21 protein-coding genes, 1 tRNA gene and 1 other annotated feature are annotated in these 19,947 nt (G+C 53.9%); of the genes, 12 read left to right on the forward strand and 10 right to left on the reverse strand.

Translation table 11 applies throughout. The features are described 5' to 3' along the window. Window positions 1–62 precede the first annotated feature (62 nt). A tRNA-Asn gene (locus L3068_RS14715) sits at window positions 63–138 on the forward strand. Between the two features lie 143 nt (window positions 139–281). Here the strand turns inward: L3068_RS14715 and L3068_RS14720 are convergent. The 4 genes from L3068_RS14720 to dacD form a co-directional block, all read right to left on the reverse strand. Next, complete coding sequence (locus L3068_RS14720; protein WP_008499467.1) at window positions 282–617, reverse strand: DUF496 family protein; 336 nt, start codon at window positions 615–617, stop codon at window positions 282–284. A gap of 158 nt (window positions 618–775) precedes the next feature. Then, the gene (locus L3068_RS14725) at window positions 776–1,834 is read right to left on the reverse strand and encodes an FUSC family protein (protein ID WP_014884459.1); all 1,059 of its coding nucleotides are present in this window, start codon (window positions 1,832–1,834) and stop codon (window positions 776–778) included. 92 nt (window positions 1,835–1,926) lie between these two features. Beyond that, complete coding sequence (gene sbmC, locus L3068_RS14730) at window positions 1,927–2,400, reverse strand: DNA gyrase inhibitor SbmC (RefSeq protein WP_014884460.1); 474 nt, start codon at window positions 2,398–2,400, stop codon at window positions 1,927–1,929. A 118-nt stretch (window positions 2,401–2,518) separates the two neighbouring features. Then, window positions 2,519–3,685: a serine-type D-Ala-D-Ala carboxypeptidase DacD gene (gene dacD, locus L3068_RS14735; RefSeq protein ID WP_014884461.1), complete on the reverse strand. Its 1,167-nt coding sequence runs from the start codon at window positions 3,683–3,685 to the stop codon at window positions 2,519–2,521. A gap of 198 nt (window positions 3,686–3,883) precedes the next feature. Here dacD and sbcB point away from each other — a divergent pair, with 198 nt between their 5' ends. Then, window positions 3,884–5,320, forward strand: a complete 1,437-nt coding sequence (gene sbcB, locus L3068_RS14740; RefSeq protein ID WP_369796273.1) for an exodeoxyribonuclease I — start codon at window positions 3,884–3,886, stop codon at window positions 5,318–5,320. Window positions 5,321–5,447: 127 nt separating this feature from the next. Here sbcB and L3068_RS14745 read toward each other — a convergent pair whose 3' ends face one another. From L3068_RS14745 to L3068_RS14760, 4 genes are all read right to left on the reverse strand, one after another. After that, window positions 5,448–6,806, reverse strand: a complete 1,359-nt coding sequence (locus L3068_RS14745) for an APC family permease (RefSeq protein WP_014884463.1) — start codon at window positions 6,804–6,806, stop codon at window positions 5,448–5,450. Beyond that, on the reverse strand, window positions 6,796–6,858 hold the full coding sequence (gene yoeI / locus L3068_RS14750; RefSeq protein ID WP_099458931.1) for a membrane protein YoeI: 63 nt from the start codon (window positions 6,856–6,858) through the stop codon (window positions 6,796–6,798). The genes L3068_RS14745 and yoeI overlap by 11 nt, the downstream gene beginning before the upstream one ends. A 219-nt stretch (window positions 6,859–7,077) precedes the next feature. After that, the gene (locus tag L3068_RS14755) at window positions 7,078–8,007 is read right to left on the reverse strand and encodes a LysR substrate-binding domain-containing protein (protein WP_045134941.1); all 930 of its coding nucleotides are present in this window, start codon (window positions 8,005–8,007) and stop codon (window positions 7,078–7,080) included. A 41-nt stretch (window positions 8,008–8,048) separates the two neighbouring features. Then, window positions 8,049–8,873 carry an SDR family oxidoreductase gene (locus tag L3068_RS14760; protein WP_014884465.1) on the reverse strand — a complete coding sequence of 275 codons (825 nt, stop codon included), beginning with the start codon at window positions 8,871–8,873 and terminating at the stop codon, window positions 8,049–8,051. Window positions 8,874–9,048: 175 nt separating this feature from the next. On the opposite strand from L3068_RS14760, the gene hisL reads away from it, so the two are divergent. The 9 genes from hisL (at window position 9,049) to hisIE (ending at window position 16,265) form a co-directional block, all read left to right on the forward strand. Beyond that, window positions 9,049–9,099 carry a his operon leader peptide gene (gene hisL, locus L3068_RS14765; protein ID WP_001364200.1) on the forward strand — a complete coding sequence of 17 codons (51 nt, stop codon included), beginning with the start codon at window positions 9,049–9,051 and terminating at the stop codon, window positions 9,097–9,099. Then, window positions 9,075–9,198: a sequence feature (His leader region), on the forward strand. It overlaps the preceding gene by 25 nt. Window positions 9,199–9,243: 45 nt before the next feature. Further along, the gene (gene hisG / locus L3068_RS14770) at window positions 9,244–10,143 is read left to right on the forward strand and encodes an ATP phosphoribosyltransferase (protein WP_023330857.1); all 900 of its coding nucleotides are present in this window, start codon (window positions 9,244–9,246) and stop codon (window positions 10,141–10,143) included. A gap of 5 nt (window positions 10,144–10,148) precedes the next feature. Next, window positions 10,149–11,453, forward strand: coding sequence for a histidinol dehydrogenase (hisD, locus tag L3068_RS14775; protein ID WP_023330858.1), 1,305 nt, complete (start codon window positions 10,149–10,151; stop codon window positions 11,451–11,453). Continuing rightward, entirely contained in the window at window positions 11,450–12,511 is a 1,062-nt protein-coding gene (gene hisC / locus L3068_RS14780; RefSeq protein ID WP_014884468.1) for a histidinol-phosphate transaminase, read from the forward strand. The genes hisD and hisC overlap by 4 nt, the downstream gene beginning before the upstream one ends. Continuing rightward, window positions 12,508–13,575 carry a bifunctional histidinol-phosphatase/imidazoleglycerol-phosphate dehydratase HisB gene (gene hisB / locus L3068_RS14785; protein ID WP_023330860.1) on the forward strand — a complete coding sequence of 356 codons (1,068 nt, stop codon included), beginning with the start codon at window positions 12,508–12,510 and terminating at the stop codon, window positions 13,573–13,575. Before hisC ends, hisB begins: the two co-directional genes overlap by 4 nt. Further along, the gene (gene hisH / locus L3068_RS14790; RefSeq protein ID WP_014884470.1) at window positions 13,575–14,165 is read left to right on the forward strand and encodes an imidazole glycerol phosphate synthase subunit HisH; all 591 of its coding nucleotides are present in this window, start codon (window positions 13,575–13,577) and stop codon (window positions 14,163–14,165) included. Before hisB ends, hisH begins: the two co-directional genes overlap by 1 nt. Next, window positions 14,165–14,902: a 1-(5-phosphoribosyl)-5-[(5-phosphoribosylamino)methylideneamino]imidazole-4-carboxamide isomerase gene (hisA, locus tag L3068_RS14795; protein ID WP_117581248.1), complete on the forward strand. Its 738-nt coding sequence runs from the start codon at window positions 14,165–14,167 to the stop codon at window positions 14,900–14,902. Before hisH ends, hisA begins: the two co-directional genes overlap by 1 nt. Beyond that, window positions 14,884–15,660, forward strand: coding sequence for an imidazole glycerol phosphate synthase subunit HisF (gene hisF, locus L3068_RS14800; protein ID WP_063862376.1), 777 nt, complete (start codon window positions 14,884–14,886; stop codon window positions 15,658–15,660). Before hisA ends, hisF begins: the two co-directional genes overlap by 19 nt. Further along, entirely contained in the window at window positions 15,654–16,265 is a 612-nt protein-coding gene (gene hisIE, locus L3068_RS14805) for a bifunctional phosphoribosyl-AMP cyclohydrolase/phosphoribosyl-ATP diphosphatase HisIE (protein ID WP_047344777.1), read from the forward strand. The genes hisF and hisIE overlap by 7 nt, the downstream gene beginning before the upstream one ends. Window positions 16,266–16,308: 43 nt before the next feature. Here hisIE and wzzB read toward each other — a convergent pair whose 3' ends face one another. Continuing rightward, window positions 16,309–17,289, reverse strand: a complete 981-nt coding sequence (gene wzzB, locus L3068_RS14810; protein WP_023337515.1) for an LPS O-antigen chain length determinant protein WzzB — start codon at window positions 17,287–17,289, stop codon at window positions 16,309–16,311. A 193-nt stretch (window positions 17,290–17,482) separates the two neighbouring features. Between wzzB and L3068_RS14815 the strand changes: the two genes are divergently transcribed. Then, complete coding sequence (locus L3068_RS14815) at window positions 17,483–18,487, forward strand: NAD-dependent epimerase (protein WP_117581247.1); 1,005 nt, start codon at window positions 17,483–17,485, stop codon at window positions 18,485–18,487. Window positions 18,488–18,538: 51 nt separating this feature from the next. On the opposite strand, the gene ugd is transcribed toward L3068_RS14815, so the two are convergent. Further along, complete coding sequence (gene ugd, locus L3068_RS14820; RefSeq protein ID WP_014884475.1) at window positions 18,539–19,705, reverse strand: UDP-glucose 6-dehydrogenase; 1,167 nt, start codon at window positions 19,703–19,705, stop codon at window positions 18,539–18,541. Between the last annotated feature and the right edge of the window lie 242 nt (window positions 19,706–19,947).

Below are 19,947 nucleotides of genomic sequence, written 5' to 3' on the forward strand. Positions count from 1 at the left end.
TTTTCTCTAAGATCAGGTTTGACAAAAGTTTTTTCGCCGCTAAGATAAGCCTCCACAACGATTCCTCTGTAGTTCAGTCGGTAGAACGGCGGACTGTTAATCCGTATGTCACTGGTTCGAGTCCAGTCAGAGGAGCCAAATTTAAAAAGCCTGCTTTTAAAGCAGGTTTTTTGCTTTTCTGTGCCTGATAAAATTGTCGGGTGGCGGCTGCGCCTTACCCGACCTACTAAAATAAAAAAGGCTCTCTGTCACCAGAGAGCCTTTTTCACCATTCACTGCGATTACTCGCTTTTTGCTTCGCCGTTTTTGATTTCGCCCATCACTTTCAGCTTTTTAGAGATATCGCGACGCTCTTTGGACAGCTCAGCATTTTTGATGATGTAGTCATCCACGCGGTCTTCATAGTCGCTCTTCATGCTGGCGATGATGCCCTGAATAGCTTCAACGCTCATGCCTGGCTTGATGTAGTCGCTCAGGTTGTCGAGCAGCAGGACACGTTTCTGGTTGTCACGGATCTTCTTCTCAACGTCCTGGATTTCACGCTGCAGTTTGTTTTTGCGGCGGAACAGGCGGACGAATTCCAGAACATCCTGGAACGAAGGCTTGGTAGTTTCCATTTTTACACCCCTGATAATGTGAGATTCGGATTCGTTAAAGCAACCGTTGTATCAATAACCTTACTGACAGCGGCTGCGAATGACAATGACTATATCGTTTAACGCTATCATAACCCCAATTGCTGCTGAATCGAAGCAGCAGGCGTCACATCCGCGTTTTATTTGCGCAGCGCCCGGCAAATGAGGTGCGATAACAGTTCAAGCTGCCGAGCCAGTTCCAGGCTCAACCAGACATAGCCATGAATGGGCGTTTCCGCCACGTTATCACCCTGCCGCTCGCTGATAAGCGTTTTCAGCTCCGCCACAATGTCATTCAGACGCTCGCTGTTCGCCAGTATCGGCTGCGGGTTGCCTTCATAGAGCGCATGAGCGATGGTCAACAGGGTTTGCTGCGTCATCTGCTGTGTCTCTTTCAGCGTATGTGCGTTGAGCATCAGCAGATGGCTTGGGCGAGAAGCCCAGTGCGCGTTAATCTGCAGCTCAAGCATGCAGACCAGATTGCGGCTTACGGTCTGAATAGCCTCGAAAATCGCTTTCTGAATATGGGTCTCTTTGCTCGCGGGGGTAATCAGGCCGCGCATTTTGACCACGTCATTAAGGATGGTTTGCAGATGCTTTTCCAGCCGTGGGCGCTCAACCAGATTGGGGGAGAAACCGGCCTGGTAAACGCGGTTAAACGCGGTGACATAGCTGGCCATCTGGATACGCCAGTGCAAAAAAGCACGCTGCGGCCAGATGCCGGTAAACAGCATGGCAAGCAGCGAGCCCAGGATGACATCCCCGCTTCGCCAGAGCGCCGTAGTCATATCCCCGGCCGGTGCGCCAACCACCACCGCAAGGGTGATACCAATCAGCAGCGCCTGATAGGGGCGTTTGCCCAACGCCAGCCAGCCGCAGAGGAACATGGCCGCACCGCACCATGCCAGCATGACCGGAAATGAGATAAGCTCCAGCTTCAGGGCAATAAGCCCCAGCGCAGAGCCAAGAACGGTACCGCCGATCCGCTCGAAGGCGCGAGGAACAACGTTCCCCCAAAATGAGATAGGCCCCATCACCACCACCAGCGTGATCAGCGGCCACGTCCCCTCCGGAACATCCAGCAGTCGGACCAGTATAAAGGTCAATACGAACGCCAGCGCAATGCGGCACCCATGCACCACGCGGTAATGTTTGTATAGACGAATTTCAAACGGCGTTAATGATTTGTCGGGACGCACACCCGCTCTCCAGCTACACGGCAAATCACAATTGTACTGTGTTTTCAGCCGGGCGGATCACACCCGGCTGAAAAACCCTTCATTTAGCAGGCTTAAGCCGTTTTGTGCTCTACCGCGATAAACATTTCGATATCCCAGTAACCGTCCGCGTTGCCATCATTGAGATAGCGTTCGAAGCAGGGTTTGAGCGCCATCTGGTATTTATTGTCCTGCAACAGGGAATTGAAGAACTGATACCACGGTGTTGCAAAGTCGTAGTTTTCCACACGCGCCGTGGCCACGGCATAATCACCCGCCGCGATTTCCGTCATCATGACGCCTTCGCTGTTATCCGGGATAACAAAATCCTCCGGTACCGTAACGGCCGTATCACAGCGCAGTTTTTCCGCCGGGACCTCATCAGGATTATCGTAGTAGACCGCCACCCACTCCAGCGGCTCAATGTGACGTCCATCCACCCACATGACCAGCTGTTCAAATCCCTGCTTAACCGTTTTTTCCCACGGCCCAACAAGATGAAAACCCGCAATCTTACGCTTCTGTTGCTGCTTGATGCTGTAGTCCATACTGCCTCCGCTTATTACTGTATATTTATACACTATAAAACAGGAACAATATTATCGGCAAACGAGGAGTGTTTATTATGTGAGCAGACTCGCAACCCTGCCAGTCTGCTCAGAAAGGTTAGATTTTTTGGTGCAGGTAATCACTGAGGCGAGAGAAAATCCCACCCTTATCAACACGTTCCAGGGTGACCAGCGGCCAGTGTGCCACCACTTTGTCGCGGTCATAGAGCTGGATCTCCCCAACCCGCTGATGTGCGGCAATCGGCGCTTCCAGCTCTTTTTTATCCAGAACGTATTTCGCCTTAATGTTCGCCACTTCCGCTTTCGGTAAAGCCAGCCAGAAGTCCTGATCCGTACCCAGATTTACCTGTTCTTTATCACCGTACCAGATACGTTCTGTCCCTACTTTTTTACCGCTGTGCAGAATCTGCACCGTATCGAAATTCTGCTGACCCCAGTGCAGCAGTTTCCGGGCCTGGTCTTCGCGCCCTTTCGGGCTGTCCGCCCCCATCACCACCGCGATTAAACGGCGCTGACCGTCAACGGCGGAAGCAATCAGGTTAAAGCCCGCGCCAGAAGTGTGCCCCGTTTTGAGGCCATCCACGTTCATGGTTTTATCCCACAGCAGGCCGTTACGGTTTTGCTGGGTGATCCCGTTCCAGGTGAGACTCTTTTCACTGTACATATGGTAAAACTCAGGCTCACCGTGAATGATAGCCCGGGAGAGAACGGCCAGGTCATAGGCCGAGCTGTGTTGACCCGGCGCATCAAGCCCATGGACGGTTTCAAAGTGCGTATCGCGCAGGTTCAGCTTCTGCACATAGTCGTTCATCATCTTCACAAACTGCGGCTGCCCACCCGCTACGTGATCGGCCAGCGCCACGCAGGCGTCGTTGCCGGAATCCACAATCAGCCCGCGGCTTAAGTCCCGCACGGAGACGCGATCGCCCTCTTTCAGGAACATCAGGGATGATCCGTCAAAAACCGGGTTCCCTTTGGCCCATGCGTCACGGCCTACGGTGACAATGTCATCCGGCGTAATGCGATGGCTATCAATGGCCCGATCAACCACATAACCCGTCATCAGCTTAGTAAGGCTCGCCGGATTACGTTGTTGATGTTCGTTGCCCGCCGTTAAGATCTGACCAGTCGTGTAATCCATCAGCACCCACGAGCCCGCCTGAATGGCCGGAGGCTGCGGGGAAAAATCCAGCGGTTCGGCCGCAAAAGCAGATGAGATACTCGAAGCGAGTAAAGAAACAGCAATAAACAGACGGCGTTTCAACGGTATATCCTCAGGTCATTAAAAATCGATGACCTTTTTACGGGAGTTCTGATGTCGTTACCTGGCTTAATTGCAAAAAAATGTGACAGAACGCAGGTTTCACGCTGAATCTGTCTCGCAAATTTGCACCACGGCGGCGCTTTTTATTCGGTCTGACCCGCACGATCGTTTACCATAGTGGCGTCATTTTTTAACAGGATGGTATTACTGGTGTCTGACTCTGCCGCACGCCCCACTTTTTTATTCCACGACTATGAAACCTTTGGCACGCACCCGGCGCTGGACCGACCGGCGCAGTTTGCCGCCATCCGTACCGACGACGAATTCAACATCATTGGCGAGCCTGAGGTCTTTTACTGCAAACCTGCTGATGATTACCTGCCGCAGCCAGGCGCGGTCATGGTCACCGGGATCACCCCTCAGGAAGCGCGGGAGAAAGGGGTGAACGAGGCGGAATTCGCCCGCCGCATCCACGAACTGTTTACCGTCCCCAATACCTGCGTGGTCGGTTACAACAACATCCGTTTCGATGACGAAGTGACCCGCAACGTTTTCTATCGCAACTTCTACGATCCGTACGCCTGGAGCTGGCAGAACCGCAACTCGCGCTGGGATCTGCTGGATATCATGCGCGCCTGTTATGCCCTGCGTCCTGAAGGCATCAACTGGCCGGAAAATGAGGAAGGTCTGACGAGCTTCCGCCTGGAACACCTGACGCGCGCTAATGGCATTGAGCACAGCAATGCCCACGACGCAATGGCGGACGTCTATGCCACTATTGCCATGGCGAAGCTGGTGAAAGCCGCGCAGCCCCGGCTGTTTGAGTATTTGCTAAGCCATCGCAGCAAGCAGAAGCTCATGACCCTTATCGACGTGCCGCAGATGAAACCCCTGGTGCATATCTCCGGTATGTTCGGTGCCTGGCGCGGCAATACAAGCTGGGTGGCACCGCTGGCGTGGCATCCGGACAACCGTAACGCCGTAATCATGGTGGATTTAGCGGGCGATATTTCGCCGCTGCTGGAACTTGACAGCGATACCCTGCGCGAACGGCTCTACACCCCGAAAAATGAGCTTGGTGACCTGCCCGCGGTGCCGGTCAAACTGGTGCATATCAATAAATGTCCGGTACTGGCGCAGGCGAATACGCTGCGCCCGGAGGATGCTGACAGGCTGGGCATTAACCGTCAGCACTGCCTGGATAACCTGAAAGTGCTGCGCGAAAATCCGCAGGTACGCGAGAAAGTGGTCGCGATCTTCGCCGAAGCGGAGCCGTTTGTGCCGTCGGAAAACGTCGATGCACAGCTCTACAACGGCTTCTTCAGCGATGCCGACCGTGCAGCGATGAATATTGTCCTGCAAACCGAGCCGCGGAACCTGCCGGCGCTGGACATCACTTTCGCCGATAAACGCATCGAAAAGCTGATGTTTAATTACCGCGCACGTAACTACCCCGGCACGCTGGATGAAACGGAGCAGGAGCGCTGGCTGCAGCATCGTCGTAACGTGTTTACGCCAGAGTATCTGCACCACTACGCCCAGGAGCTGGAGATGCTTTACGGTCAGTACGAAGGGAATGCAGAGAAACAGGCGCTGCTGAAAGCGCTGTTCCAGTACGCACAAGAGATAGTCTGAAAATCAGACATAAAAAAAGCGGAGACGATGGTCTCCGCTTTTTTTGCCCGGTGGCGCTTCGCTTACACGGGCCTACAGGAGTGATGTTTTGTAGGCCGGGTAAGCGCTAGCGCCACCCGGCGAGTCATCACGCAACGTCTTCGTACTGAGGAACCGGGTTACGGAAGCTCTTCGTTACGCAGGCCAGGTAAACCAGGCCGATACCGCCCCAGATCAGCCCCAGAATCATAGAGCTCTCTTCAAGGTTGATCCACAGCGCACCCACCGTCAGCGCACCACACACTGGCAGCACCAGATAGTTGAAGTGGTCTTTCAGCGTTTTGTTGCGCTTCTCACGGATCCAGAACTGCGAAATCACGGAGAGGTTAACGAAGGTGAACGCCACCAGCGCACCGAAGTTAATCAGCGCAGTTGCCGTCACCAGGTCGAATTTAATCGCCATCAGCGCAATCGCGCCAACCAACAGCACGTTCCACGCCGGAGTACGCCATTTTGGATGCACATAACCGAAGAAGCGAGTCGGGAACACGCCGTCACGGCCCATAACATACATCAGACGAGAAACGCCTGCGTGTGCTGCCATACCGGATGCCAGTACGGTCACGCTGGAGAAAATCAGCACGCCCCACTGGAACGTTTTACCCGCAACATAAAGCATGATTTCAGGCTGCGACGCATCCGGATCTTTAAAGCGAGAGATATCCGGGAAGTACAGCTGCAGGAAGTAGGAGGCACCGATGAAGATCAGGCCGCCAATCAGCGCCGTCAGGAAAATCGCTTTCGGGATCACGCGCTCAGCATCTTTGGTCTCTTCTGACAGCGAAGAGATACCGTCAAAGCCCAGGAACGAGAAGCACAGAATCGTCGCACCGGTAATCATCGGCACAACATGTGCGCCTTCAGACCAGAATGGACGCGTGCTGGTCAGCGTGCCCGCACCTTCACCGTGAGAAACACCGTAGATGATCAGGCCGACGATAACTGCCACGATGCCCATCTGCAGAATAACAATCAGGGTGTTGAAGTTTGCCACGGTCTTGATGCTGCGCAGGTTAGAAATGGTCATAAAGGCCACCAGCGCGACAACAAAGATCCACGACGGCACGGAAGGCACCAGCGCTTCAAAGTAAATTTTTGCCAGCAGAATGTTGATCATCGGCATGAACAGGTAGTCCAGCAGAGATGACCAGCCCACCATAAAGCCAACTGCCGGGCTAATGGATTTCTGAGCATAGGTGTACGCAGAGCCTGCTGACGGGAAACGGCGGACCAGTTTTCCGTAGCTCAGCGCGGTAAAGAGGATCGCGACCAGTGCGAAGGCGTACGCCGTCGCAACGTGACCGTTGGTGAGGCCCGATACGATACCGAATGTATCGAACAGCGTCATCGGTTGCATATAGGCAAGGCCCATCATAACAACCGGAATCAACGTAAGCGTTTTACGTAATTCCACGCGAGAGGTGTTTGGAGTTGCGTTATGCGACATAGTTATTCTCCTTTACGGTGATAACCGCCACGTAAGCGAAAAATTGCCCCATTTCTTTCTTCCTCAGCGACAACAACTGTCGGATTTTAGTAAATATCTATCCGGTACGAAGCCCGGCCTCTTGGTTTTTAGTTTCGTTTCGTACATGCAAAAAAAAATAACCGACGCCTTTTATATCGTCGATTATTCATTTGGTTGCAGCGGCGGCATTTTGCCCCACATCGGATACAAAAGGCAATACTTTGCAACGCACCGGGCCGTTTTCTTTCTGCTAACTGGCTGATTTCTGGACGCCGGGCTGAGAGTAAATTGCCGCGATAGCACTATTTGCTAAAATTTCATCCCGCCACCAGGCGCTCGCAAGCCCGGCGGTTTGTTCATTCCAGCCCATCCATACCGATTCGTTACTGCTTTGAGCAAGTACCTGTTTTTCAACAAGCGCACCGCTATCAATAAACCGCTGCGCCAGATAGCGCGGTAAGTAGCCGCAGCCGAGTCCACTAATTTGCAGTTCCAGCTTAGTTTTAAAGTCAAAAACCGTGATGGCTTCCTGCTCATCAAGCAGTTGCGAGGAAACCGAACATTCCGGGCGAGCGTTATCCCCCACCACGATGGCGCGATAGCCTTTAATCACGCGGCGGTTAAGGGGCTCTGGCTCCTGAGCCAGCGGATGATGAGGCGCCACGGCGAACACCTGCTCCAGCACGCCAAGTCGGGCAAAGCCAAATTCACTCAGCTGGGGGGGCTCATGCAATGCCCCGACAAAAATATCTGCCCTGCCCTGCGTTAAGGCATCCCAGGAGCCGCCAAGCACACCGTTGATGAAGATAAGCCGGGTGACGCTGTGATGTTGATAAAACGCTTCGATCAGCGGGGTCAAAAGAGAGAACGGGAAGGTATCATCCACGCCAATGACCAGCTCGTTCTCCCATCCCTGGTGGAGCTTGACGGCCTGTTTTTCCAGTTCACGAACGGTGTGCAGGACTTCGCGGCCTTTTTCCAGCAGCATCTGTCCGGTACGGGTAAAACGCGCGCGATGTCCGGTGCGATCGAGGATTTGGATATTAAGATCGCTTTCCAGTTTTTGAACGGTGTAACTCAATGCCGAAGGGGTTTTATAGAGCTTTGCTGAAGCAGCCGCAAAGCTCCCCTCTTTTTCCAGTGCATCCAGAATAATAAGAACATCCAGCAGCGGTTTCATGCTCGCCCCCTTCCGGTGTGCGATCGTTTCCGCTGCGGGACTTATTCCATGGGCATCACCAGCGGATCGGGATATTGATACTCAAACCCCAGCTCATGACAAATGCGATTGCCATCAACAATTTTGCCTTTGCTTTCGTCCTTTGCCTCAGCAAAAACCGGCGGAGCCAGGCCAAGCTGACGCGCCATCAGCGGGTAAAACGTGCTGCGCGCAGGATGAGAAGGTGCACATATATTATAGATGTGTCCACCTTTTGGAGCTTTTAAGAGTAGCTCAATCGCGCCAATAACATCCTCAAGATGAACAAGATTGACGACATGTTGCCCGTCCGGCGCCGATTTCCCGGCAAAAAAGCGTCCCGGATGCCGCCCGGGGCCGACCAGCCCCGCCAGACGGACGATATCCACCTGTGTGCCGGGCAAATTATGCAGCCAGTCTTCCAGCTCTTTAAGGACCTTGCCACTCGCGGTCACAGGACGACGCTCAGTTCCTTCTTTCATTACGCCCGGAGCATCGCCATAGACCGACGTCGAACTGGTAAAAATGATACGCGGAACATGGTGCGCAAGGGCGCTGTCGACAATCTCCTGCATCGCCTGCAGATAGAATGATTCACCCGGGCCGCTGCGCCGCGCAGGTAGCGTAATCACTAGCGCATCGACGTTCATCAGCGTGTCCAGATCGTCCGCATCACACACCAGCTCCGGTTCCAGACGCAGTTCGACGCCATCAATACCGCACATGCGTGCCGCTTCGACCCCATCCCTCGTCGTTTTGCTCCCGGTCACCTGCCAGCCTTTCGCGGCTAATGACATCGCCAGCGGCATTCCCAGCCAGCCCAAACCGACAATCGCGACCTTTTTCATGCGAATTCTCCTGACTCTCACTCGTCTTTCATAAGGCTACGCCAGCCTGGCAGAACACACAATTCATAGCATCAATATGAAATGAATTAATGATCAAAAAAAGCCCTTGCAATCTGTCACACAACTGGTTTAGGTTAAAAGACATCAAATGAATAAGCATTCATCGAGAATTTATATGACACGCGTTCAATTTAAACACCACCATCATCACCATCATCCTGACTAGTCTTTCAGGCGATGTGTGCTGGAAGACGTTTGGATCTTCCAGTGGTGCATGAACGCATGATAAAGCCCCCGGAAGATCTTCTTCCGGGGGCTTTTTTTTGGACCAAATTCAGACAGGTTAAAACAGGTTAACGAGGAATAAAGAATGTTAGATAACTCACGCTTACGCATAGCTATTCAAAAATCAGGTCGTTTGAGTGATGATTCACGCGAACTGCTGGCCCGCTGCGGGATTAAAATCAACCTGCACACCCAGCGCCTGATTGCTCTGGCTGAAAACATGCCGATCGACATTTTGCGCGTGCGTGATGACGATATTCCAGGCCTGGTCATGGATGGCGTCGTTGATCTCGGGATTATCGGTGAAAACGTGCTGGAAGAAGAATTGCTGACCCGCCGTGCACAGGGCGAAGACCCGCGTTACTTCACCCTGCGTCGTCTGGACTTTGGCGGCTGCCGCCTGTCGCTGGCAACGCCGGTTGATGAACCCTGGGACGGTCCGGCCGCGCTGAATGGCAAACGTATCGCCACCTCCTACCCTCACCTGTTAAAGCGTTATCTGGATCAGAAAGGCGTGCAGTTTAAATCCTGCCTGCTGAACGGCTCGGTTGAAGTGGCACCGCGTGCGGGTCTGGCGGACGCTATCTGTGACCTCGTCTCTACCGGCGCGACGCTGGAAGCGAACGGCCTGCGCGAGGTCGAAGTGATTTACCGCTCCAAAGCGTGTCTGATCCAGCGTGATGGCGATATGGCCGATGCCAAGCAGCAGCTCATCGACAAACTGCTGACCCGTATTCAGGGCGTGATTCAGGCACGTGAATCCAAATACATCATGATGCATGCGCCGACCGAGCGTCTGGATGAAGTGATTGCCCTGCTGCCGGGCGCAGAACGTCCAACCATTCTGCCGCTGGCGGGCGATCAGCAGCGCGTGGCAATGCACATGGTCAGTAGCGAAACCCTCTTCTGGGAAACCATGGAAAAACTGAAGGCACTGGGCGCAAGCTCCATTCTGGTGCTGCCAATTGAGAAGATGATGGAGTAACGGCCATGCGTTTTAACACAATCATCGACTGGAATACCTGTAGCGACGCACAGCAGCGCGAGCTGCTGATGCGCCCGGCGATTTCCGCCTCCGAAAGCATCTCCCGCACCGTGGCGGAGATCCTTGATAGCGTCAAAACGCGTGGCGATGACGCGCTGCGTGAATACAGTGCAAAGTTTGATAAAACCGAAGTTGACGCGCTACAGGTCACCGGGCAGGAAATCGCGGAGGCGGAAAGCCGCCTCGGTGACGACATCAAACAGGCGATGGCCGTCGCGGTGAAAAACATTGAGACCTTTCACGTCGCGCAGAAACTGCCGACCGTGGACGTGGAAACCCTGCCCGGCGTGCGTTGTCAGCAGGTGACTCGCCCGGTGGCGTCAGTCGGGCTTTATATCCCTGGCGGTTCAGCGCCGCTGTTTTCAACCGTATTAATGCTCGCAACCCCGGCGCGTATCGCCGGATGCCAGAAAGTGGTGCTGTGCTCTCCGCCACCGATTGCCGATGAGATCCTTTATGCGGCAAAGCTGTGCGGCGTACAGGCAGTCTATAAAGTGGGCGGTGCTCAGGCCATTTCGGCCCTGGCGTTCGGGACTGAGTCCATTCCGAAGGTCGACAAAATCTTTGGACCGGGCAACGCGTATGTAACCGAAGCCAAGCGCCAGGTCAGCCAGCGTCTGGACGGTGCGGCAATTGATATGCCAGCCGGCCCTTCTGAGGTACTGGTGATTGCCGACAGCGGCGCAACGCCGGATTTCGTGGCGTCCGACCTGCTTTCACAGGCTGAACACGGCCCGGACTCCCAGGTCATTTTGCTGACACCGGACGCCGATATGGCTAAACGTGTGGGTGAGGCCGTTGAGCGTCAGCTTGCCGACCTGCCCCGTGCCGACACGGCACGCCAGGCGTTATCCGCCAGCCGCCTGATTGTGGCGCGTGACCTGGAGCAGTGCATTGCAATTTCCAACCAGTACGGCCCGGAGCATCTGATTATTCAGACCCGCAACGCCCGCGATCTGGTCGACAGCATTACCAGCGCTGGCTCGGTGTTCCTCGGCGACTGGTCTCCGGAATCCGCGGGCGACTACGCTTCTGGTACCAACCACGTTCTGCCGACGTATGGCTATACCTCAACCTGTTCCAGCCTGGGTCTGGCGGATTTCCAGAAACGGATGACCGTGCAGGAACTTTCCCGCGAAGGGTTTGCCTCGCTGGCTTCAACTATTGAGACGCTGGCCGCCGCCGAACGTCTGACTGCCCATAAAAATGCCGTTACGCTGCGCGTTGCTGCGCTGAAGGAGCAAGCATGAACATTGAAGAATTAGCCCGCGAAAATGTCCGTCGCCTGACGCCTTATCAGTCCGCGCGCCGCCTGGGTGGCAAAGGCGATGTCTGGCTGAACGCCAACGAATTCCCGACGGCGGTGCAGTTTGAGCTGTCGCAGCAAACGTTGAACCGTTATCCGGAGTGTCAGCCGAAAGCGGTAATCGAAAACTACGCCCAGTACGCAGGCGTGAAACCGGAGCAGGTGCTGGTCAGCCGTGGGGCAGACGAAGGCATTGAACTGCTGATCCGCGCGTTCTGCGAGCCGGGAAAAGACGCAGTAATGTACTGCCAGCCGACCTACGGCATGTACAGCGTCAGCGCCGAAACCTTCGGCGTGGCGTGCCGCAACGTGCAGGCGCTGGAGAACTGGCAGCTGGATCTGCAGGGGATTGCCGACAATCTTGACGGCGTAAAAGTCGTGTTTGTCTGCAGCCCGAACAATCCAACCGGGCAGATTATCACGCCACAGGATATCCGTACCCTGCTGGAAATGACGCGCGGTAAAGCGCTGGTGGTCGCGGACGAAGCCTATATTGAGTTCTGCCCACAGGCGACGCTGACAGGCTGGCTTGAGGAGTATCCGCATCTTGTTGTCCTGCGCACACTGTCGAAGGCTTTCGCCCTCGCGGGCTTGCGCTGCGGATTCACCCTGGCGAATAAAGCAGTCATCGACCTGCTTTTGAAAGTCATCGCCCCGTATCCACTCTCCACGCCGGTTGCGGATATTGCGGCACAGGCGTTGACGCCTCAGGGCATTAATGCGATGCGCGAACGCGTGGCGCAGATCCTGGAAGAACGCCAGTACCTGGTCACCGCCCTGAAGGATATTGCGTGCGTGGAGCAGGTGTTTGACTCGGAAACCAATTACATCCTGGTGCGTTTTACCGCCTCGAGTGCCGTATTTAAATCTTTGTGGGATCAGGGCATTATCTTACGAGACCAGAATAAACAACCTTCCCTGAGCGGCTGCCTGCGCATTACCGTAGGCACCCGCGCAGAGAGCCAGCGCGTGATTGACGCCCTGAAAGCGGAGAAAGTATGACCCAGAAGATCCTTTTCATCGATCGTGACGGCACCCTTATTTCGGAGCCACCAGCCGATTTTCAGGTCGATCGTTTCGACAAACTGGCTTTTGAACCGGACGTGATACCGGTGCTGCTTACGCTGCAAAAAGCCGGTTATAAGCTGGTGATGATCACCAACCAGGACGGTCTGGGTACCGACAGCTTCCCTCAGGCAGACTTTGACGGCCCCCATAATTTAATGATGCAGGTGTTGACCTCTCAGGGCGTAGTGTTCGATGAGGTACTGATTTGCCCGCACATGCCAGCCGATGAGTGCGACTGCCGTAAGCCAAAAGTGAAGCTGGTTGAGCGCTATCTGGCTGAGGATATGCTGGATAAAACCAATAGCTATGTCATCGGGGATCGCATTACTGATATTACGCTGGCGGAAAATATGGGCATTGCGGGGCTTCGCTACGACCGCAACAATCTTGGCTGGGCAAAGATTGGCGAACAGCTGACAAAACGTGACCGCTACTCGCACGTTGAACGCAACACCAAAGAGACACAGATTGATGTGAAGGTCTGGCTGGACCGTGAAGGCGGCAGCAAGATCCACACCGGTGTCGGTTTCTTTGACCATATGCTGGACCAGATTGCCACCCACGGCGGTTTCCGCATGGAAATCTCGGTGAAGGGTGACCTTTACATTGACGATCACCACACCGTAGAAGATACCGGTCTGGCGCTGGGTGAAGCCCTGAAGCTGGCGCTCGGCGACAAACGCGGCATCAACCGTTTTGGCTTTGTTCTTCCGATGGACGAATGTCTGGCGCGCTGCGCGATGGACATCTCCGGTCGTCCGCACCTGGAATACAAAGCTGACTTCACCTATCAGCGCGTGGGCGATCTCAGCACCGAAATGGTGGAGCATTTCTTCCGTTCCTTGTCCTACACCATGGGCCTGACGTTGCATCTGAAAACGAAAGGCAAAAACGATCACCACCGCGTGGAAAGTCTGTTTAAAGCCTTTGGCCGTACGCTGCGTCAGGCGATCCGCGTGGAAGGTGACGCCCTTCCCTCGTCGAAAGGAGTGCTGTGATGAACGTGGTGATTCTGGACACCGGATGCGCCAACCTGAACTCCGTCAAATCGGCCATTGCGCGCCACGGCTACGAGCCGGTGGTGAGCCGTGATCCGGACGTGGTATTGCGCGCCGACAAGCTTTTCCTGCCCGGCGTAGGCACCGCCCAGGCGGCGATGGATCAGATCCACGAGCGCGAGCTGGTCGATTTGATCAAAGCCTGTACCCAACCGGTACTGGGGATTTGCTTAGGCATGCAGCTTCTGGGTCGCCGCAGCGAAGAGAGCAACGGCGTTGACCTGCTGGGTATTATTGACGAAGACGTACCGAAAATGACCGACCACGGCCTGCCGCTACCGCATATGGGGTGGAACCGCGTTTACGCGAAAGCAGGTGACCGTCTGTTTCGCGGCATCGAAGACGGTGCGTATTTTTACTTCGTGCACAGCTACGCCATGCCGGTGAACGCCCATACCATCGCCCAGTGCAACTACGGCGAGGCATTTACTGCCGCGGTGCAGAAAGACAATTTCTTCGGCGTGCAGTTTCACCCGGAACGTTCGGGCGCCGCGGGCGCGCAGTTGCTGAAAAACTTCCTGGAGATGTGATGATCATTCCCGCTTTAGATTTAATTGACGGCACGGTTGTCCGTCTGCATCAGGGCGATTACGGCCAGCAGCGTGACTACGGGAACGACCCGCTGCCGCGTCTGCAGGATTATGCGGCTCAGGGCGCGCAGGTATTGCATCTGGTGGATTTGACGGGCGCGAAAGATCCGGCGAAACGCCAGATCCCGCTGCTGAAAAACCTGGTTGCTGGCGTTAATGTGCCCGTACAGGTCGGCGGCGGCGTGCGTACGGAAGAGGACGTTGCGGCACTGCTGGATGCAGGCGTGGCGCGCGTGGTGGTAGGCTCAACCGCGGTCAACGATCCTGAGACCGTGAAAGGCTGGTTCCGCCGCTTCGGCGCCGATGCGCTGGTGCTGGCGCTGGACGTTCGCATTGACGAACAAGGTCATAAGCAGGTGGCGATCAGCGGCTGGCAGGAAAACTCCGGGGTAACGCTGGAAGAACTGGTCGAGATGTATCTGCCCGTTGGCCTGAAGCACGTGCTGTGCACCGATATCTCTCGCGACGGTACGCTGGCAGGCTCTAATGTCTCGCTGTATGAAGAGGTTTGTGCACGTTATCCGCAGGTGGCGTTCCAGTCTTCAGGCGGCATCGGCGATATAGACGACGTGGCTGCGCTGCGCGGTACCGGTGTAAAGGGTGTGATTGTAGGCCGTGCCCTGCTGGAAGGTAAATTTACTGTAACGGAGGCGATTCAATGCTGGCAAAACGGATAATCCCTTGTCTTGACGTACGCGACGGTCAGGTTGTGAAAGGCGTGCAGTTCCGCAACCACGAGATTATTGGCGACATCGTTCCGCTGGCAAAACGTTATGCCGATGAAGGCGCAGACGAACTGGTCTTTTACGATATCACCGCCTCAAGCGATGGTCGCGTGGTCGACAAAAGCTGGGTCGCGCGCGTGGCGGAAGTGATTGATATTCCGTTTTGTGTCGCGGGCGGCATTAAGTCCGCTGACGACGCGGCCAAAATTCTCTCTTTTGGTGCCGACAAGATTTCCATCAACTCCCCTGCCCTGGCCGACCCGGAGCTGATTACCCGTCTGGCCGATCGCTTTGGCGTGCAGTGCATTGTGGTTGGGGTCGACACCTGGTATGACGCTGCAACCGGTAAATATCACGTCAACCAGTATACCGGTGATGAGAGCCGGACGCGTGTCACCCAATGGGAAACGCTGGACTGGGTGCAGGAAGTGCAGAAGCGCGGCGCGGGTGAGATTGTGCTGAACATGATGAACCAGGACGGCGTGCGTAACGGGTATGACCTCGAGCAGCTGAAAAAAGTCCGCGCGGTCTGCCACGTGCCGCTGATTGCCTCCGGCGGTGCGGGCAACATGGAGCACTTCCTGGAAGCTTTCCGTGATGCGAACGTAGACGGTGCGCTGGCGGCGTCCGTGTTCCACAAACAGATTATTAATATTGGTGAGTTAAAGACGTACCTGGCCGACCAGGGCGTGGAGATCAGGGTATGTTAACAGAGCAACAACAGGCGCAGCTGGACTGGGAAAAAACTGACGGATTACTGCCGGTGGTTGTACAGCATGCCGTCTCAGGCGAAGTGCTGATGCTGGGGTACATGAACCAGGACGCGCTGGCGAAAACGATCGACAGCGGCAAGGTGACGTTTTTCTCACGCACGAAACAGCGTCTGTGGACCAAAGGTGAAACCTCAGGTCATTTCCTGAATGTGGTCAGCATGGCGCCAGACTGCGATAACGACACCCTGCTGGTGCTGGCCAATCCGATCGGGCCGACCTGCCACAAGGGCACCAGCAGCTGCTTCGGTGAGACGAGCCACCAGTGGCTGTTCCTGTATCAACTGGAACAGCTGCTGGCAGAGCGTAAAACGGCGGATCCTGAAAGCTCTTACACTGCGAAGTTGTACGCCAGCGGAACCAAGCGTATTGCGCAAAAGGTAGGGGAAGAAGGCGTTGAGACTGCGCTGGCTGCGACGGTGCATGACCGCGAGGAGCTGACCAATGAGGCGTCGGATTTGATGTATCACCTTCTGGTACTGCTGCAGGATCAGGAGCTGGATTTGACGGCGGTGATCGAGAATCTTCGTAAGCGCCACAAATAAAAAAACCGGGGAATTTCCCCGGTTTTTTTATATCCAATGTGGTTCAGGATTTGGGTTTGTAGTTACGCAGTGCATTGCGGCCCAGTACCACACCAGAACCAATTATCCCGCCCAGCAGAACCGCCAGAATTAAGGTGATCGCCTTTTTCGGGCTATCACGTCGGACAGGGAGATCCGGCTTCATGACGTAACGATAGACGTGAATCGTGTCTGGATTCACATTCAACTTCTCGATATCCAGTAAGTTTTGTTTCGTCTGATAGTAAGCAGGAGAGAACACTAACGGGCGAGACGCTTCGTTATCAATCATCGATTTCAGCGCTTCACTACCCAGCAGGAACATAGTTTCCTGGGTCACATCCTGAGTTTGCTGGATCTGTGGGGTCGCGATTTTTGCAGCTTCCGCATTTTTAAGCGCCTCAGTGATCTGTTTGATTCGCAGATCTTTCTGCTCCTGAGCAACCTTTTCCTGGTTTTCCAGAGAGTCATTTAGCGTGGTAATTTGCTGCTTGATATTATCTTTGAGGTCGAGAGAAAGTTCTTTCGCTGTTTGCTGATCAACCTGCTGTATGTATTGCGCCAGCTGTTTTTGAGCCGCTTCTGCAGACTCCCCCTGATAGGAGACGCTTAACGGCAGCGGTTGCCCCTTAACGGTGGTGTCGATAGTCAGCTTTTCTGGAATGTCCTGGTTTTCGAGAGCCTGAGCTAAAGCAGAAAACGAGGAATTGAAACGATTAATAGCACGGTTCTGGATATCCAGCATTGAAGGTGCAGCGCTACCGTAAAGGATATTCAGTGCATTGGCGTAAGTGGCGATCTGCGCCGCATCTGGCTGAGCAATAATGGCGGAGGAGGTCCATTTCTCTTTCGCGACTGTAATGTATACGCCCGCTAATACGATAAAAACCGCAATAAATGCCCCAATTACCCACTTTCCGCGCCAAAGTTGCAGCACTAAATCAAGTAAATCAATTTGCTCCGGGTCAGTACTGCGCGTGACCAGGCTATTGTTGTTTTGCGTCATACAATCCCTAACAGATGAAAAAGGGCAAAAAAAAATTATGTTTACGTAGTTTATCTGTTGCTGAGGATTTTTCTATAGGAATTCGATGAGTTATATCGGAAAGATGGGTTATGTATCGGGTGTGCTACGCGCTATCATAGACAAATTCGGATGCCTTATGCATCACAAGAACGAAGCGTTAACGAGGAAAGATATGAAATTTTTGGTAACGGGCGCAGCAGGTTTTATCGGTTCACATGTCAGCAAACGACTGCTGGACGCAGGCCATCAGGTTGTCGGTATTGATAATCTGAATGACTACTATGACGTCAATCTTAAGCTGGCACGTCTGGACTTGCTCAAATCTGACAATTTCTCTTTCCATAAACTTGATTTAGCCGACCGTGAAGGGATGTCTGCGCTCTTCGCCGATGAGAAGTTTGATCGGGTGATTCATCTGGCCGCGCAGGCTGGGGTTCGCTACTCGCTGGATAATCCACATGCTTATGCAGAAGCCAACCTGGTGGGTCATCTCAACGTGCTGGAAGGCTGTCGCCATAATAAGGTTCAACACCTGCTTTACGCCTCATCCAGCTCCGTTTATGGGCTCAACCGTAAGATGCCTTTCTCTACGGACGATTCAGTGGATCACCCTGTTTCGCTGTATGCGGCAACTAAAAAGGCCAATGAGCTGATGTCGCATACCTATTCTCATTTGTACAACCTGCCAACGACCGGCCTGCGCTTCTTTACCGTGTACGGCCCGTGGGGGCGACCGGACATGGCCTTGTTCAAATTTACCAAAGCAATGATCGAAGATAAGCCGATTGATGTTTACAACTACGGCAAGATGAAACGCGACTTCACCTACATCGACGACATCGCCGAAGCTATTATTCGTCTGCAGGATGTCATTCCTCAGGCCGATGCAGACTGGACCGTCGAGACCGGTTCCCCGGCGACCAGCTCCGCGCCTTATCGCGTTTACAACATTGGTAATAGCTCTCCGGTCGAGCTTATGGATTACATCACGGCGCTGGAAGAAGCTCTCGGCAAAGAAGCAGAGAAAAACATGATGCCGATTCAACCGGGTGACGTGCTGGAGACCAGCGCGGATACGAAAGCGTTGTATGACGTTATTGGCTTTAAACCGCAGACGTCGGTCAAAGACGGAGTGAAGAACTTTGTCGACTGGTATCGCGCTTTCTACAAGGTCTGAAAATAAAAAACCCGGCTACATGGCCGGGTTTTTTACGTGCGTTAAGAGTAATCAATCGCTTCCGAACAGATCGCGGGTATAGACTTTATCCGCCACGTCCGCCAGCTCTTCCGCCATGCGGTTAGAGATGATCACGTCCGCTTCCTGCTTGAACGCATCCAGATCGCGAATCACGCGGGAGTGGAAGAACTCATCTTCCTGCATCGCGGGTTCATAAATAATAACCTGCACTCCTTTAGCCTTAATGCGCTTCATGATGCCCTGAATGGAAGAGGCACGGAAGTTATCTGAACCGCTCTTCATGATCAGACGATACACGCCCACAACTTTAGGCTGACGCGCAAGGATAGAGTCAGAGATGAAATCTTTACGCGTGCGGTTGGCATCTACAATGGCTGAAATCAGGTTATTCGGTACAGCCTGATAGTTGGCCAGCAACTGTTTGGTATCTTTTGGCAGGCAGTAGCCGCCGTAACCGAATGACGGGTTGTTATAGTGGTTGCCGATTCGAGGGTCGAGGCACACGCCTTCTATGATCTGACGGGTATTCAGGCCCAAACTCTCTGCGTAGCTGTCCAGCTCGTTGAAGTACGCTACACGCATCGCCAGATAAGTATTGGCGAACAGCTTGATGGCTTCGGCTTCCGTGGAGTCGGTAAACAGAACCGGAATGTCTTTCTTGATTGCGCCTTCCTGGAGCAGCGCGGCAAAACGCTCCGCCCGCTCAGAGCGCTCACCGATCACGATACGCGAGGGGTGCAGGTTATCGTATAGCGCCCTGCCCTCGCGCAGAAACTCTGGCGAGAAGAAGACATTATCAATACCCAACTCTTCTTTAATCGATTTGGTGAAGCCTACCGGAATGGTCGACTTAATGATCATCACTGCTTGAGGGTTAATTGCGATAACGTCTTTGATCACGGCTTCAACAGTAGAGGTGTTGAAGTAGTTGGTTTTGGGATCGTAATCTGTTGGTGTCGCGATGATGACGAAATCTGCACCGCGATAGGCATCTTCTTTGTCCGTCGTCGCACGAAAATTCAGAGGTTTGTTGGCAAGATAGTCCTGGATCTCTTTATCGACAATCGGAGACTGCTTCTGATTGAGCATATCTACTTTGGACTGAACGATATCCAGCGCCACCACTTCATGGTTTTGTGCAATCAGGATGCCGTTTGAAAGCCCAACATAGCCCGTTCCGGAGATAGTTATTTTCATTCGTTCAACTTCTTCAAGTTTTGAGTTTCAGGAGGCATAAACACCCCACCGCAATAAACAACTGTTGAGGTTTTTACCTCTTATGTTGAGCGGCTGTCAAGGCGAATGCCTGGCTACAGAAATGAGAAAATGCAGTGGTTTATATGGTGTTAAACGATGCTCGTTGAGCAAAGCAAGTCCACATGGGCGTAAGCGCGATAAAAAAAGCCCGATGAGGTTCATCAGGCTTTGTTATCAGACGG

The organism is Enterobacter cloacae complex sp. ECL414, assembly GCF_021869685.1.
Taxonomy (GTDB): domain Bacteria; phylum Pseudomonadota; class Gammaproteobacteria; order Enterobacterales; family Enterobacteriaceae; genus Enterobacter; species Enterobacter kobei.